Source organism: Myxococcus sp. AB056 (assembly GCF_006547365.1).
In the GTDB taxonomy this organism is placed as follows: Bacteria; Myxococcota; Myxococcia; order Myxococcales; family Myxococcaceae; genus Myxococcus; species Myxococcus virescens.
This window is the reverse complement of record NZ_VHLB01000147.1, coordinates 1-14,216: the sequence shown is the minus strand read 5'-3', so window position 1 is coordinate 14,216 and position 14,216 is coordinate 1. Positions and strand designations below refer to the sequence as shown.

Sequence of the window (14,216 nt, the reverse complement as noted above, 5' to 3'; positions counted from 1 at the left end):
CCATCGACCACGAGGGCAAGGTGGTGGCGGTGAAGATTCTCAAGGGGCCCGGCTACGGCCTCAACGAGGCGGCGAGGGATGCCATCCGCCGCTTCCGCTTCAAGCCCGCCATCAAGGGCGGCGAGCCCGTCTCCACGGAGATGAAGTACTCGTACACCTTCCTGCTGGACTGACGCGGGGCGCCTACTGCGCGCCCAGCGCGCGGCGCATGATGTCGCGCAGCGCGCACAGGTCTTCTTCCGGCAGGCCGCAGATGGCGTCCGGCGGCTCGAAGATGCGCTCCAGCAGCCGCTCGCGCAGCGCAGCGCCGTCCTCCGTCAGGACCAGCATCTTCACCCGCCGGTCCTGCTCGGAGCTGCGGCGCACCACCAGTCCGCGCGCCTCCATCCGGTCCACCAGGCCCGTGACGTTGGACGCGTCGCACGACAGGTAGGCGGCCAGCGTGCTCATGGCCAGCGGCCCTTCCCCCAGTTGACGCAACACGTGCGCCTGCACCGGTGACAGGTCGAACTCCGCCGCCAGTGCGGGGAAGTTGCGCATGTGCGTGTGCATCAGCTCGAAGAGGAGTGTCCACGCCTGGCGTGGCAAGTCACCCGCGGGTCCGGCCTGTCCGGGCCCGCTCCCCGGCTTCGTCTTCCGCTCCAGCTGCTCGCCGCTCCCGTTCATGCCTCTCATGTTATGTCACCTGAGCCACCTAAACAATTGACCTCATCAACTATTGAGGGTTACTACATTCCGGAGCTTCCAAATTCGGACGTCATGGACTATGGCTGCCGACCCGAGGCTCGAACCCGTAGCAAGTCCATTCTGGACGCAGTGGCCCGCGCCGGCGCGGGCCCTTGAGGAGGTAGAGGCGGTCATGAGTTCATTCCTGGCGCTGTCCCTCGCGGCCACCCTGGCCGCGGCACCGCCGCCTACGCTGACCCTGGAGGACGCGCTCAACCGCGCCCGCAAGGAAAACCTGGACCTCAAGGCCGCACAGGCCCGCCTCGCTCAGGCGGATACCGCGTCGCGCAAGGCCTGGGCCGGCTACCTCCCCAACGTCACCGTCAACGGCGCCATCACCCGCAACTCCATCGAAGCGGTGATTCCGGCGGGTCCGCTCGCGCCCGTGGAAATCGTCATCCAGCCGCGGGTGCAGATGCAGGCCCAGGGCCAGGTGCGGCAGGCCATCATCGCCCCGCAGCTGTGGGCCGGCATCCAGGCCGCCTACAAGGCGGAGCGCGTGGCGGAGCTCAACGTGGAGCAGGCGCGGCGCGAAATCTTCTTCGGCGTGGCGCAGGCGTACTACGGCACCGTGGCGCAGGCCCAGGCCGTGGCGGTGCAGGAGCGGCTGGTGGAGCTCAACAGCGCGCGCGCCAAGGACACGCAGGTCCGCTTCGAGGCGGGGACGGTGACGCGCGTGGCGCTGCTGCGCGCCGAGCAGGACCTGGCCCGTGCGGAGCAGGACCTGATCCGCGCGCGCAACGCGGAGGCGTCCGCCAAGCTGGTGCTGGCCACCCTGCTGGCGCTGGACGACCCGAACTTCGACGTGGCGCCGCCGCCGGAGCCCCAGGTGCCGGAGAAGACGGACACCAACGTGCTCGTCGAGCGCTCGCTCGAGCAGCGCGCGGACGTCGCCGCGGCGCGTGAGTCCGTGGAGCTGGCGCAAATCAACAAGCGCGGCGTGTGGCTCAGCTACCTGCCCAACGTGCAGGTCTCCGGCACCTACAACATCAGCAACGCGGCGGGCCTCGTGGGCTCCAACCGCATCTGGCTCATCACCCTGGGCGCCAGTTGGACGTTGTGGGACGGCGGCCTGCGTGAGGCCAACCTGCAGGAGGCCTCGGCCGTCATCGCGGAGAACCGGGCGTTGCAGCGCAAGGCGGAGCTCACCGCGCGCCAGGAAGTGAATACCGCGCAGCTCGACCTGGAGAGCGCCCTGGCCAACCGCCTCAAGGCCTCGCAGGCCGTGGAGCTGGCGCGCGAGTCCCATCGCCTCACCGAGGTCTCCTTCAAGGAAGGCGTGGCCACGTACCTGGAGGTCGCGGACGCGAACACCGCGCTGACGCAGGCGGAGATTGGCCTGGTGGGTGAGCGGCTGCAGGCCTCGCTCGCCGGCCTGCGCCTGCTGCGCGCGGTGGGCGCGTTCGGCGCCCGTCCCCTGACGACGGACCTGAAGGTGGAGACCTCGGAGGCGCCGTTCCTCCAGCCGCTGCCGGAGCAGACGCAGCCGACGCAGCCCACCCAGGAAGGGCCGGCGGACGCCCCCCGGCAGCCGTAATTCCGCGCGGCTTCCCGGCGCCCGCCATTCCCAGGCGCCGGGTTGCCCGCCGTGGAAGGTGGGCGGCGAGCGCCGGTTGTGAGCGGCCTTCGCCAGCCCCACCCTCGTGGAGAGAGGCATCGCACCCTTTCCCGAGGAGGACGTCATGGCGGAAGGACAGTGGGGCAACTGCAAGGGCTGCCGTTACTTCGCCAACCAGACACCCCAGAGCGCCGGCGAGACGCACCGCTGCATGCAGCCGGAGCTGGCCGAGTTCGAATTGGAGGTGTCCGGAGAAAGCGGCTGCAACGCCTACGAGGCGCGCACCGGTGTGGCCACTCCGGCATACGAAGGGCCCTCTCCTTCACTGCACTGAGCGCGAGCGCGCCCTGGGGGTCTTCAGCCGCCCGGGGCCTCGCGGGTGAGCGGCACCACAGCCCCCGTCATCTTCGGACCGGCGCCGTAGTAGATGCGCTCCATGAGCCGCCGCTGGTGCACCAGCGGCGCGTCGAAACGGTCCAACCGCATGCCCTTGTGACTGTAGGGCGTGTCCGCCACGGTGGTGATGAAGCGCGCGTCGTCGCGCACCTCCCACCAGGTGAGCGCCATGGCCGCCCGCGCCGCCACGGGGAGCAGCGGACGCAGCAGTCGCTGCTCGGTGCGCAGGAATGAGAAGACGTGCAGGCGCGTGGTGCGCGCCGTCTCCGGCACGAAGAAGATGTTCGCCCGGGTGATGAAGGGACGCGGCGAGCCGTCCGGCGCCACCCAGCGGATGGTGTACTGGCTGCGCACCGGGTCGAAGCGCGTCACCCAGTCGTTCTGGAAGAAGTCACCGTCGCGCACGCCCAGCACCGTCATGATGGGCGCGGGCCGCTGCGGGGCGCGGTAGTGCACCTCCGTGCGGTCCTCCAGGTTGCGAGCCTCGAACTCCACCCGGCCGGCGTTCGGGTCGTCCCAGCCCAGCCGGGTGTGGACGTAGGGCGTGTGTTCGTCCTCGCTGAAGTTGTCGAGCGACACGTGCAGCGGCGCCGCGAAGTGCGTGGAGAACGCGCCGCCGAAGACGTAGCCCTCATCGCCCATGTCGGGCATGGCCGAAAGCGGTGTGTCCCGCTCGGCCAGCCAGAGGTAGCCGTAGCGCTCCACCACCTGGAAGCTGCGCGCGTCACAGTGGCGCAGCTCCGGCTGGCTGGGGTTGCTGCCGCGCCCCTCCGCGTCGAAGCGCCAGCCGTGATACGGACACTGGAGTCGGCCGTCCGCGCGCACCGTCCCCTTGGACAGCGGCGCGAAGCGATGGGGGCAGGCATCCGCGAGCGCCGCGGGCCGCCCCGTGCCATCCCGGAAGAGCGCGTAGGCGCGGCCCGCCACCTCCACGCGGACCGGCCGGGTGCCCAGCGCGCGGGCGGAGAGCACCGGATGAAAGTGACGGATGACCTTGGGGGTAGGCTCCATGAGGGCCCAGTATAAATCGACGACTATCCCTGCTTGGAATGGACTCCGAGTTACGCGGGATGAACTGGAGGGCCGGGCAGCCCCCTTCCCCCTGGGTTATGCTTCCGCCCCCGTGGCCACCTCTTCCGCTCCTCGCCGTCGTCCCCACGTCTTCGCCGTGCTGCTCGCCGTGGCCGCGTTGCTGGGCGCGGGAGGCGCGCTCCACGTGCAGGGCCTTTTGCCCGCGCGCGTGCCCTCCCCCGCCACCCCGTTCAGCTACCACGACTACGAGAAGGTGCTGCGGCACGTGCGCCCGGACGGGGACGTGGACTTCGCCTCGGTGGGGCGCGAGCGCAAGACGCTGGACGGCTTCGTCGACTCGCTGGCGTCGTTCTCCCCCCACAACCGCCCGGACGTCTTTCCCACGCCGGAGGACGCGCTGGCCTACTGGCTCAACGCCTACAACGCGCTCGTGCTCCAGCAGGTGGTGGACGGCTACCCGTACCTCGAAACCGTGCAGCAGCCCGTGCTGGGACGCTTCTTCTGGGGCCGCTCCTGGGCGGTGGGCGGCGAGCGGCTGACGCTGTGGGCGCTGCACAACCGCGTGCTGCGCCGCGAGTTCGCCGACCCGCGCATCCACCTCGCGCTCTTCCAGGCCGCGCGCGGAGGCCCCCGGCTGGACGGCTCGCACTTCCAGCCGGAGTTCCTGGACTCGCAGCTCAACGAGGCCGGACGCCGCTTCGTGGGCGACCGGCGCAACGTGCGGCTGGAGCGGGACACCGTCTACCTGACGTCGCTCTTCGAGGAGTACCGCGAGGACTTCCTCGCCGCGCTGCCCGAGGGCCGCGGCGGCAACGTGCTCCAGTTCGTCTGGGCCTTCCTGCCGGACACCTGCGAGGAGCGCCCGGGCTGCGACACCCGCAGTGACCTGGACCGTGCCTGCGGCCCCCGGCTGGACCAGTGCCGCATCGCCTTCATGGAGCGGGACTGGACGCTGCCGGACGCCGCCGCCCGGCCCGCGCGTCCCTGAGCCGCCTCACGTGGGAACACGCTCGCGCAGCCGCGCGGCGCCGCGTCCTGATGAAGCGTCCGTGTCGTCCTTGCGCTGCCGCAGCCACTTCTCCAGCCCCACCACCGGCAGCACGACCGCGCCCACCAGGATGGACAGGCCCACGTCCTCCAAGCCCAAGGGCGCGGTGCCGAACACGCGCTGCATGAAGGGCAGGTACATGAAGGCCACCTGGAGGAGCACCAGCAGGCCCATGCCCACGAATACCGAGCGGTTGCTGAAGAGGCCCACCTTGCGCACGGAGCCCATGAGGCTGCGGCACATGAACAGGTAGAACATCTGGAAGCTGATGACGGTGTTCACCGCCATCGTCTGGGCCTCGGCCAGCGCGTGCGCGTGTCCCGTGCGAGGAATGTCCCGGCGGTACTCCCACAGGAAGAGGCCGATGGCACCCGCGGCCATCAGCAACGCCACCAGTCCGGTGCGCATCACCACGAAGTGGTTGAGCACCGGCGCTTCGGGGTCCCTGGGTGCCCTGCGCATGACGTCCGGCTCCCGGGCCTCGAAGGCCAGCGGCAGCGCCAGTGACACCGTGGCCACCAGGTTTATCCAGAGCAGCTGCGTGGGCAGCATCGCCATCAGCGGCACCAGCCGTCCGCCCACCTCCTGGATGGGGAAGAGGGACACGCCGAACAGCAGGATGAGCGCCAGCCCCAGGTTGGTGGGCAGGACGAAGGCCAGCGACTTGATGAGGTTGTCGTAGACGCGCCGCCCCTCCTCTACCGCCGCGACGATGGAGGCGAAGTTGTCATCCGTCAGCACGATGTCCGCTGCGTCCTTCGCCACCGCCGTGCCGGTGATGCCCATGGCCACGCCGATGTTGGCCTGCTTGAGCGCGGGCGCGTCATTGACGCCGTCCCCCGTCATGGCCACCACGTGCTGCCGGCGCTGGAGCGCGCGCACCAGCCGCAGCTTGTGCTCGGGCGCCACCCGCGCGAAGACGTTGGAGCGCAGGGCCACCTCCTCCAGCGCCGCGTCATCCGTGGTGGCCAGCCGCGCGCCTGTGATGCCCTCCTCCCCCGGCTTCAGCAGGCCCAACTGCGCGCCGATGGCCGCCGCCGTGGAGGGGTGGTCACCGGTAATCATCTTCACCGTGATTCCCGCCTCGTGGCAGGCGCGCACCGCGGCCATGGCCTCCTCGCGAGGCGGGTCAATCATCCCCTCCAGGCCGAGCAGCCGGAGGCCGCCCTCGACGTCCTCCATGCGCAACGCGACGTGTGACACCGTCACCTCCCGGTATGCCACCGCGAGCACGCGCATGCCCTGCCGCGCCAGTCCGTCCACCTCCGCCAGCACCATGCTTGACGAGCAGCCGTCCTCCAGGGCGCAGCGGCGCAGGACGACTTCCGGCGCCCCCTTGAGCAGGATGCGGCGGCCGCCCTTCCCGTCGTCGTGCAGGGTGGCCATGAACTGGTTCTCCGACTCGAAGGGGATGGCGTCCACGCGCGGGTGCGCCTGCCGGGCGTCGTCCACGTGCATGCCCGCCTTCTCCGCCGCCACCAGCAGCGCGGCCTCGGTGGGGTCGCCCGTCATGTCCCACTGTCCACCGCGGGGCTGGAGCGCGGCGTCGTTGCACAGCGCGCCCGCCAGCAGCAGCTCACACACGTCCGGCGGCGGCGCCTCCAACGGCGGCCCCCCTCGCGTCAGCACCCCCTTGGGGGCGTAGCCCACGCCGCTGAGCGCGTAGCGCCCGTGGGTCGTCCACAAGGCCTGCACCGTCATCTCATTGCGGGTGAGCGTGCCCGTCTTGTCCGTACAGATGACGGTGGTGCTGCCCAACGTCTCCACCGCGGGCAGCTTGCGGATGACGGCGCGCCGGGCGGCCATGCGCTGCACGCCAATGGCCAGGGCGATGGTGACGATGGCGGGCAGTCCTTCTGGAATGGCGGCGACGGCCAGCGTAATCGCCACCACGACGGCCTCGCTCACCGCGTAGCCGCGAACCAGCCCCACCCCCAGCAGCGCGGCGGAGATCACCAGGATGCCCAGGGTGATGTACTTGCCGATGACGGCCAGCGCCTTGGTGAGCGGTGTCTGGAGGTCGGTGGCCTCGCGGAGCAACGTGGAGATGCGGCCCAGCTCGGTGGCCTGCCCGGTGGCCACCACCACCGCGGTGGCTGAGCCGGACGTCACCAGGGTGCCACCGAAGAGCAGGCTGGCCCGGTCTCCCAGCTCCGCCTCCTCCGGCACGGGCGCCACGGCCTTCTGCGCGGGCACGGACTCGCCCGTGAGCGCGGCCTCCTCCACCGTGAGGTTGCGCGCGGAGAGCAGCCGCATGTCCGCGGGCACCTTGTCACCCGGCGCCAGCTCCATGACGTCGCCCGGCACGCCCTGCGCCGCGGGGACCCGCAGCTTGCGGCCCGCGCGAATCACCGTGGCGTTCTCCGGCACCATGCGGCTGAGCGACTCAATGGCCTTCCCCGCGCGGTACTCCTGCACGAAGCCGATGAGGGTGTTGAGCACCACCACCGCGGCCACCACCAGCCCGTCCGTCACCTTCCCCATGATGACGGCCAGCACCGCGGAGGCGATGAGCACCCAGATGAAGGGGCTGTTCACCTGCCGCCACAGCAGCTTCAGCGGGCCGTCCCTCTGGGCTCGCTCCAGCACGTTGGGCCCATGACGCGACAGACGCTCGCGCGCTTCCTCGTCCGTCAGCCCGTCGGCCGTGCTCCCGAGCGACGTCAGCACCTGGTCCGGAGACAGCGCGTGCCACGGGGGCTTCGTGCCAGCAGGCGGCCCGGCGGGCGCTGGTGCATCCGGTCGTTCGGGTGCTGCGGGCTGGTCTTTCATCCGATGGCTCCTTCCGATGCAATCTGGCAACGGTCGCGCGCATCTCCACCTGGGCAGTGGGCGGGTGGACATCACACGGCCCTCCAGGGCCATTGTTCCGGACCGACAGGGAAAGAAAGGCGCCCCCCAGGGCGAGGCACGGGCCAATCCCCCACGGCTTTCAGCATCCCGAGGACGCCTGCCATTGGCACTGCGAGTGCAATCACTTTGCAACGGACAATGGGTCCGGGAGGCGCAAGTGATTGTGAAGCAGTGGAGAAAGGGATTGGGCCTGTTGCCCATCCTCGGGATGGCGGTGGGGTGTGGCGGCGTGGTGGCGGAGGAGTCCGGGGAGCAGCAGGCCCAGACCGCGGCGGTGAAGGTGCAGGCGCTTCCGCCCGGCTGCGAGGACCTGGGCCGGGAGTACAACAGCACGGCGCGCAGGGCAGGTGACACGTACGTCGTGCAGGGCGCGCCGGACACGCCGCACAACACGTCCACGGTGCTCATCTCCGACGGCAACCCCCGCCAGGAGACCTACCTGCGCTTCCGGGTCGACGCCGCTGCGTCCACCACCGTCATCCAGGCGGAGCTGAGGCTCCATGCCCTGGATGGCTCGAGCAACGGCCCCGCCGTGTATGCCACCAGCGCGGATTGGGACCCCTACTCCCTCACGTGGAACAACCGCCCCGCCCTCGTCGGCGCGCCGCTGGCGAACGTGGGACCCATCGCCTCCGGGACCTTCGTGACGTACGACGTCACGGCCCACGTGACGGGCAATGGCCTGTACAGCTTCGCCCTCGTGCCCGAGGTGGGAGACGGCACGGACTTCGCCTCGACCCGGCACCCCACGTATGGCCTTGGCCCTGAGCTGCGGCTGCGACTGCGGGAGACGGAACCCCGGTGCCAGCACCGGGGCACGGGCGGCGCCGTCACCCAGGTCCTCCGCGGCGACACGCTCCCTCGCGACCTGGCCATGGATGGCAGCGGCGGCTTCGCTACCCTGGCCACGTACTCGACGGACACCGGTTCGGGGATGCGGCTGACCCGGTACGACGCGAACGGCTCCGTGGTGTGGATGCAGAACTACCCCGAGAACAACGGGGGCTGGCGGACGCTCGGAGGGCTCGTGATGACGCCCCTGGGCAATCTGCTCGTACACGGGAGCTTCACGGGCCCGCTGGACTTCGGCACGGGCCCCCTCCCCGGGACGGGTCCTGGCAACCACGGCCTGTTCATCGCGAAGTTCAGCCCCACCGGGCAGTTCGTCTGGGGCAAGGCCTTCCGCGCCTTCACCCATGAGCAGGGGATGACCACGCCGGCCCCAATCTGGGCGCACGGCATCGCCACCGACGCCAACGGCAGCCTCATTGTCACCGGTGACTTCCAGGGCCGCACGGACCTGGGAGGCGGCCCCCTGGACGCGGGGCCATCCAGTCACACGACCGTCGGCCGCCGGGGAATGTTCCTCGCGAAGTTCTCCTGGGAGGGAACACACCTGTGGTCCCATGCCTTCGCCGCGGGCAACGATTGGGACACGCTGGGGCTGGCCGTGGCGACTGACAGCCAGGGACACATCCTGGTCGGCGGCACCACGAGCGGCGTCAATGACCTGGGCTCCTCCACGTGGATGACGCCCTTCATCGCGCGCTTCCTTCCCACCGGCGAGCGCCACTGGGTGCGCCGCCTCGAAGGGGCGCGGGGAAACATCACGGGGGTGGCGGCGATGCCGGATGGCGCCGTGGCGTTCAGAGGCGATGTCCGTGGCACCTTCACCTTCGCGGGCACGTCGCTGACGAACCCCAACGAAGACCCGGACATGGTGCTGGGCGTGCTGGAGTCCTCCTCGACGGACCGCTGGGCACGCCTGTACGGCGGGGTCCATGGTGAGTACGGCGGAGACCTCGTCGTGGACGCACAGGGCAACCTGGTGACGTCGGGCGTGTTCAGCTACGAGACGGACCTGGGCGGCGGCACCTTGAATCCCGACCAGGCCGGCGAGGAGAGCTCCTTCGTGGCCAGCTACGGGCCCGACGGCAGCCACCGCTGGTCCCGCGCCGTGGGAGACGGACTGGCGCCGACGCTGCTGGGCCTGACGCCTTCGCGAGAGGTGTTCTTCGGTGGCCTTCTCGAGGAGTCGGAGGTCATCCGCGTGGACCAGACAGAGTACTCCTCCGAAGGAGGCTTCACCCTCCTCCTGAGGCTGTCGCCCTGAAGCCCGCCGTGTCCTCCGGGATGGGCGGGGAGCACCTACGTCCCGGAGGACAGGCGAATCCACTGGCGCTCCACATGTGAGCGCCGAGCCGCATCCAACACCCGTTGGTTGCGCCAGCCGTCCTCCAGCGTGGCCGCGTCCTCCACTGAGGCGCGGCCTTCGCGCAGGGCCTGGGTGAATGCTCGGGCCAGCAGCAGGAAGCCGCGCGCCCACTCGTTGTCCGGCAGGCCGGGTGGAAGCGGCGGCTCCTCGGGAAGCGCCACCCGCTCCCAGGCACGTGTCCCCACCGTGGAGCGCCACAGCTCGCGGCCCTCCACGCGCAGGCCCCCGCGCGCGCAGGACACCTCGACGCCGTGCACGGGCTTGCCGGGGGACACCATCGACATCTCGATGGCGGCTGTCGTCGCACCGAAGCGGAGCAGCAGCCGCGCCTCGTCGTCGCTCGTCACCGGGCGCGACTGTCCCGTGAGCGCATCGGGCCGCTGGGGCGTGTGCGTGGCCAGCTCGCCCAGCACCTCGTCGGGCTCGGCGCCCAGCATGAAGCGCAGCGTGTCCACCGCGTGCGAGCCGATGGCTCCCAGGAGCCCGCCTCCTTGCGATGCGTCCGACCACCAGTCCCACGGCCGCTCCGGCGAGGCGCGGTTGTCGTTGCGATAGAAGACACGCGCGCCGCGCACCGCGCCCAGCTCACCAGAACGCAGCAGGGCTCGCATCCGCTGCCGCGCGGGCAGGAAGCGCAGCTCATGGTCCAGCAGCGCCAGGACACGCCGCTCACGGGCCGCGTGCCACATGGCCTCCGCTTCCCTCGCATCCAAGGCGGTGGGCTTCTCACACAGCACCGCCTTGCCCGCCTCCAGCGCGGCCAGGGTGATGTCCCGGTGCAGCGCGGGCGGCGTGGAGATGCACACGCACGTCACATCCGGCCGTGACACCACCTCACGCCAGTCCGTCGTCACATGCGGCACGCCCAACTGCCGGCCTGCCTCCTCCACCCTCTCGCGCCGCGCACTGGCCAGGCTCACCACCTCCACGCCCGGCAATGCGCGCAGCGCGGGGATTTGCGTGGTGCGCGCGAAGCCCGCGCCAATGACACCCATTCGAACCGTGCGTGCCGTGGACATTTCTGTCTCCCTTGAAGCGATGACGCGACGCGCAGGCTGAGTTCTGGAGGGCCCCATTGCCAAGGCCCTCAAATTCAAAGTATTCAAGAATTCGCAGGATTCACTGATTCGCCCCCTCCTCTGATGACTTCCAGAAACCTTCGTTGGACCGTGGCCGCAGGCGTCTTGCTGGTTGCGGCGGCCGTGGCGTTGCTGTGGCCACGGACTGGCCCCTCTCTTCTCGGCGAGCCCGTATCGGCCGAGCCCACCGCCTCGGCGGCCTCCGGTCCTCGCGGCACGCCCGGTGTCGGCCCCCCTGGCGCCATGCCCTCGGAGCCCGAGCCCGCGGTGGAGCAGATTCCCATGCCTGGGTGCTGGGACGGCCTGCATGCCTTCGACGCCGCGGTGTCCATGGACTCGTTCCGGAAGGCGCTGACGACGGCCATCGGAAACGGAGACCGGTACCTGGCGGCATACCTCCAGGAGCGGCTGACGGAGCTGGTGGGCAACGACGCGACGCGCGCGCTCCAGGTGCTGGAGTGGGCCAAGGGCGCCAGCGGACCGGAGTTGGGCATCTACATGGACGCGCTGAAGGCCGCGCCCGCGGTGCATGCGCCGCAGGTGGCGCAGAGCCTGTTGAAGCTGGGCGAGGACCCAGGTGCGCCCTTGCAGACGCGCTCCGCCGCGCTGGACGCGCTGGAGACGCAACGGAAGCTGGCGCCGGGAGACATCCAGCGACTCAAGAAGCTGGCGCTGGACGAGACGCTGGACTCCACCGCGTGGGTGGCCACGCGCACGCTGGGCCGGGTGATGAAGGAGGACTACGAGCGCACCGGCACCTTCCAGCCCTACTGGAAGGAGCTCCTGGACATCGGCGGCACGTCCGACGACATGGCCGTGCGGCTGCTCGCGCTGGAGATGCCGTCGTATTCGAACCCCGTCATCGGCGCGGAGTCCTTCGACTCGCTCAAGCGCATCCTCTCCAGCGACCGCGAGCGGGACGTGCGGGAGATGGCGGCCTTCCGGCTGGGCGTCACCAGAGAGCCGGAGAAGGCGCTGGAGATCCTCCGCGCCGCCTTCCTGGCCGAGCATGACCTCTGCGTGCGCTGGGCCATCTTCCGCTTCGCCGTGCGCGCGGGCGGCGACAAGGCGCTGCCGATGCTGGAGCAGTTCGCCGCGAAGGACCCGCGCTTCACGCAGGACTACCTGGAGTTCCAAGCCCTCTACGCGTCGGGCACGGTCGACTTCGCCCGCATCTGGCTGGGCAAGCGCGAGCACCACAACTGCCTGGTCGAAGAAGGAGCGCCGCACTGATGTCCCCCCTGTCGATGAAGCGAATGGGGCGCGCGGCGCTCCTGGTGGCCCTTTCGTCCCTGACGCCCGTGACGGCGCGCGCCGAGGCGACGCTCCGCCCGGCGCAATGCACGGTGCAGGGCATGCTGGACGACGTGCGCATGGCGATGAAGAACGGCTCCCCCGCGCTGAAGCGCTACGTGAAGATGCGGCTGAAGGAAGCCGCGCTCGCCATGCCCGCGGAGTCACTGCTGGCGGCGCTGCAAGGTGAGCGGGACCCGGAGGTACTGGAGGCCCTGGGCGCGGCGCTGGCCACCAAGGCGAGCAACGCGGAGAACCCCGGCCTCATCCAGCCGCTGCTCGCCCGGGCCACCGGAGATGCGGACCCGGCGCTGCGCGCGGCGGCGGTGCGGGGCCTGCGCGGCGTGCCCTCCGTCGAGTTCATGGAGAAGAACGGCGGCGTGGTGACGTACGAGCAACTGGTGCGCGACGCGTCCCCCGAGGTGCGGGCGGCGGTGGCGGACAACATCGTCTCCGAGAGCGCGGACGTCTACAGCGGCCATGACCGCCGGGTATCCGAAGCGGCGGTGTCGGTGGCGTCGGCATCGGAGGACCCGGCGGTGGCGGCGAAGCTGCTGCGCGAGGTCTCCATGGAGGCCGTGGGCCACGAGGCGGTGGAGCAGGTGACGCGCCAATTGCGCTCAGAGAACCCGGAGCTGCGCGCGGCGGCGGCCACTGCGCTGGGCGGCGTGCCCGGCGGGGAGTCCGCGGGCGCGCGGGGCTCGCTGGTGGACCTGTTCCGCGAAGACACGGACCCGGCGGTGCGCAAGGCGGCGCTCCAGGGGATTGCCCGGCTGGGGCAGGCCCACGCGGTGCCTGTGCTGGAGTCCTTGCGCGGCGTGGACCGCGCCATGGACGCGGAGATCGACGCCTGGGTGTCCGTCCTGAAGCTCAACCTCCAGGAGTGGGAGCTGGTGCTGCGCGAGAAGCAGCGCCGCCGGAGGTGACCCCTGCTTCACCGCAGTACGCAGCGCTACACCAACGAGGGAGTCTCTTGATGAAGACGATGAAGCTGACCATGGCGGGCCTAGTGCTCGCCGCCGCGGGCTGGGCCACCTCTGTCACGGCCGCGACGGCCGTGGGTCCCATCTGTGACACCGCCGCGCGCGTGGGTTCCACGACGTACTACTCGTGCTCGGGCAGCAGCCACAACGCGCTCGACATGAGCAACGGCACCTGCAGCGTGTGGAACCACCGCGGGATGATCAACGTCAGCCGCTACTATGCCTACTACGGCGGCTGTGCGAACAACTGCAGCGGCGGCACGAGCTGCAACGGCGGCGCGGGCAACTACTACGTCGTCACGGGTGGCAGCGGCTGGGACTTCCGCCAGCTCCACCTGAACTCCAACGTGTCGTCAGGCTCCAAGACGTGCGACCGCTGCGCGCTGGGGCTCGTGGGCTCCACGGGTAACTCCACGGGCGCGCACGTCCACGCGGACAACCGTCAGTACGGCACGCGCAAGACGGCCTGGTACACCAACGTCGGCACCACCTGCGGCTCCAGCGCGTACTGCAGCAACCGCGTCGGCACGCCCACGCTGTAGTCGCTCCGCAGCCTGCTTCACCCACACCCCGCCCCGTCCCGGTGCCGCGAAGCACTGGGGCGGGGTTTCTCGTGCCGAGGCATGGCCCGCCCATGACTGAACACCGGCCCGCCCCAAGGGACACCGCACATTGACGCGGCACTTCACATGGCCGCACCGTGGAGCAGCCCAGCAGTCTCGCGTTCCATCCCATTCAGGAGCGTGTGCCATGCCTTCGGCCTCTCCCGGAGTACGCGGCATCGACCACATCGGCGTGACGGTGCCAGACCTCGAAGCGGCAACGGCCTTCTTCATCGAGGCCCTTGGCGCCGAAGTCCTCTACGACAGCCTGGCGAAAGGCCAGCCGCCCCAGGAAGGCCCGGACCTGCAACGACGCCTGCGCTTCCTCCCGGGCTCCAGCATCCGCGCGATGCGGCTGCTCCGGCTCGGCAGCGGCCCCAGCCTCGAGCCTGTCCCTTATACACATCTCCGAGCCCACGAGACGCTCCTGA

The 14,216-nt window shown here is 70.3% G+C and carries 13 protein-coding genes; 9 read left to right on the top strand and 4 right to left on the bottom strand.

Annotated elements, in window-relative coordinates:
- The coding region (locus tag FMP39_RS35510) for an energy transducer TonB (protein WP_141276792.1) at positions 1 to 173 on the top strand (173 nt) is incomplete at its 5' end.
- Positions 174 to 183: 10 nt separating this feature from the next.
- On the opposite strand, the gene FMP39_RS35505 is transcribed toward FMP39_RS35510, so the two are convergent.
- Positions 184 to 675, bottom strand: a complete 492-nt coding sequence (locus FMP39_RS35505; protein ID WP_011556416.1) for a MarR family winged helix-turn-helix transcriptional regulator — start codon at positions 673 to 675, stop codon at positions 184 to 186.
- A 184-nt stretch (positions 676 to 859) separates the two neighbouring features.
- Between FMP39_RS35505 and FMP39_RS35500 the strand changes: the two genes are divergently transcribed.
- Both FMP39_RS35500 and FMP39_RS35495 read left to right on the top strand, forming a co-directional pair.
- Positions 860 to 2,263 (top strand): TolC family protein, encoded by a 1,404-nt coding sequence (locus tag FMP39_RS35500; RefSeq protein WP_090488387.1) that lies wholly within the window; start codon positions 860 to 862, stop codon positions 2,261 to 2,263.
- 145 nt (positions 2,264 to 2,408) lie between these two features.
- Positions 2,409 to 2,618: a hypothetical protein gene (locus FMP39_RS35495; protein ID WP_225888207.1), complete on the top strand. Its 210-nt coding sequence runs from the start codon at positions 2,409 to 2,411 to the stop codon at positions 2,616 to 2,618.
- A 23-nt stretch (positions 2,619 to 2,641) separates the two neighbouring features.
- Here the strand turns inward: FMP39_RS35495 and FMP39_RS35490 are convergent, their stop codons facing one another.
- The gene (locus tag FMP39_RS35490) at positions 2,642 to 3,691 is read right to left on the bottom strand and encodes a Rieske 2Fe-2S domain-containing protein (RefSeq protein WP_141594402.1); all 1,050 of its coding nucleotides are present in this window, start codon (positions 3,689 to 3,691) and stop codon (positions 2,642 to 2,644) included.
- Between FMP39_RS35490 and FMP39_RS35485 the strand changes: the two genes are divergently transcribed.
- Positions 3,669 to 4,700, top strand: a complete 1,032-nt coding sequence (locus FMP39_RS35485) for a DUF547 domain-containing protein (protein WP_141594401.1) — start codon at positions 3,669 to 3,671, stop codon at positions 4,698 to 4,700. The two genes, FMP39_RS35490 and FMP39_RS35485, sit on opposite strands and share 23 nt — an antisense overlap.
- Before the next feature lie 6 nt (positions 4,701 to 4,706).
- Here the strand turns inward: FMP39_RS35485 and FMP39_RS35480 are convergent, their stop codons facing one another.
- Complete coding sequence (locus FMP39_RS35480; protein WP_141594400.1) at positions 4,707 to 7,532, bottom strand: HAD-IC family P-type ATPase; 2,826 nt, start codon at positions 7,530 to 7,532, stop codon at positions 4,707 to 4,709.
- A gap of 238 nt (positions 7,533 to 7,770) precedes the next feature.
- Between FMP39_RS35480 and FMP39_RS35475 the strand changes: the two genes are divergently transcribed.
- Positions 7,771 to 9,726, top strand: a complete 1,956-nt coding sequence (locus FMP39_RS35475; protein ID WP_228558613.1) for a DNRLRE domain-containing protein — start codon at positions 7,771 to 7,773, stop codon at positions 9,724 to 9,726.
- Positions 9,727 to 9,761: 35 nt separating this feature from the next.
- On the opposite strand, the gene FMP39_RS35470 is transcribed toward FMP39_RS35475, so the two are convergent.
- Positions 9,762 to 10,847 carry a Gfo/Idh/MocA family protein gene (locus FMP39_RS35470; protein WP_141594399.1) on the bottom strand — a complete coding sequence of 362 codons (1,086 nt, stop codon included), beginning with the start codon at positions 10,845 to 10,847 and terminating at the stop codon, positions 9,762 to 9,764.
- A gap of 123 nt (positions 10,848 to 10,970) precedes the next feature.
- Here FMP39_RS35470 and FMP39_RS35465 point away from each other — a divergent pair, with 123 nt between their 5' ends.
- From FMP39_RS35465 to FMP39_RS35450, 4 genes are all read left to right on the top strand, one after another.
- Positions 10,971 to 12,140 carry a HEAT repeat domain-containing protein gene (locus tag FMP39_RS35465; RefSeq protein WP_141594398.1) on the top strand — a complete coding sequence of 390 codons (1,170 nt, stop codon included), beginning with the start codon at positions 10,971 to 10,973 and terminating at the stop codon, positions 12,138 to 12,140.
- Positions 12,140 to 13,126 carry a HEAT repeat domain-containing protein gene (locus tag FMP39_RS35460; protein WP_141594397.1) on the top strand — a complete coding sequence of 329 codons (987 nt, stop codon included), beginning with the start codon at positions 12,140 to 12,142 and terminating at the stop codon, positions 13,124 to 13,126. The genes FMP39_RS35465 and FMP39_RS35460 overlap by 1 nt, the downstream gene beginning before the upstream one ends.
- A 50-nt stretch (positions 13,127 to 13,176) precedes the next feature.
- Complete coding sequence (locus FMP39_RS35455; protein WP_194858704.1) at positions 13,177 to 13,725, top strand: peptidase M23; 549 nt, start codon at positions 13,177 to 13,179, stop codon at positions 13,723 to 13,725.
- A gap of 208 nt (positions 13,726 to 13,933) precedes the next feature.
- On the top strand, positions 13,934 to 14,216 hold a 283-nt coding region (locus FMP39_RS35450), incomplete at its 3' end, for a VOC family protein (RefSeq protein ID WP_228558612.1).

What these genes read in the sequence shown, in the direction of transcription:
- FMP39_RS35505 (WP_011556416.1), bottom strand. Translation starts at nt 675, where the DNA reads ATGAGAGGCATGAACGGGAGCGGCGAGCAGCTGGAGCGGAAGACGAAG.
- FMP39_RS35500 (WP_090488387.1), top strand. Translation starts at nt 860, where the DNA reads ATGAGTTCATTCCTGGCGCTGTCCCTCGCGGCCACCCTGGCCGCGGCA.
- FMP39_RS35495 (WP_225888207.1), top strand. Translation starts at nt 2,409, where the DNA reads ATGGCGGAAGGACAGTGGGGCAACTGCAAGGGCTGCCGTTACTTCGCC.
- FMP39_RS35485 (WP_141594401.1), top strand. Translation starts at nt 3,669, where the DNA reads ATGACCTTGGGGGTAGGCTCCATGAGGGCCCAGTATAAATCGACGACT.
- FMP39_RS35490 (WP_141594402.1), bottom strand. Translation starts at nt 3,691, where the DNA reads ATGGAGCCTACCCCCAAGGTCATCCGTCACTTTCATCCGGTGCTCTCC.
- FMP39_RS35480 (WP_141594400.1), bottom strand. Translation starts at nt 7,532, where the DNA reads ATGAAAGACCAGCCCGCAGCACCCGAACGACCGGATGCACCAGCGCCC.
- FMP39_RS35470 (WP_141594399.1), bottom strand. Translation starts at nt 10,847, where the DNA reads ATGTCCACGGCACGCACGGTTCGAATGGGTGTCATTGGCGCGGGCTTC.
- FMP39_RS35465 (WP_141594398.1), top strand. Translation starts at nt 10,971, where the DNA reads ATGACTTCCAGAAACCTTCGTTGGACCGTGGCCGCAGGCGTCTTGCTG.
- FMP39_RS35460 (WP_141594397.1), top strand. Translation starts at nt 12,140, where the DNA reads ATGTCCCCCCTGTCGATGAAGCGAATGGGGCGCGCGGCGCTCCTGGTG.
- FMP39_RS35455 (WP_194858704.1), top strand. Translation starts at nt 13,177, where the DNA reads ATGAAGACGATGAAGCTGACCATGGCGGGCCTAGTGCTCGCCGCCGCG.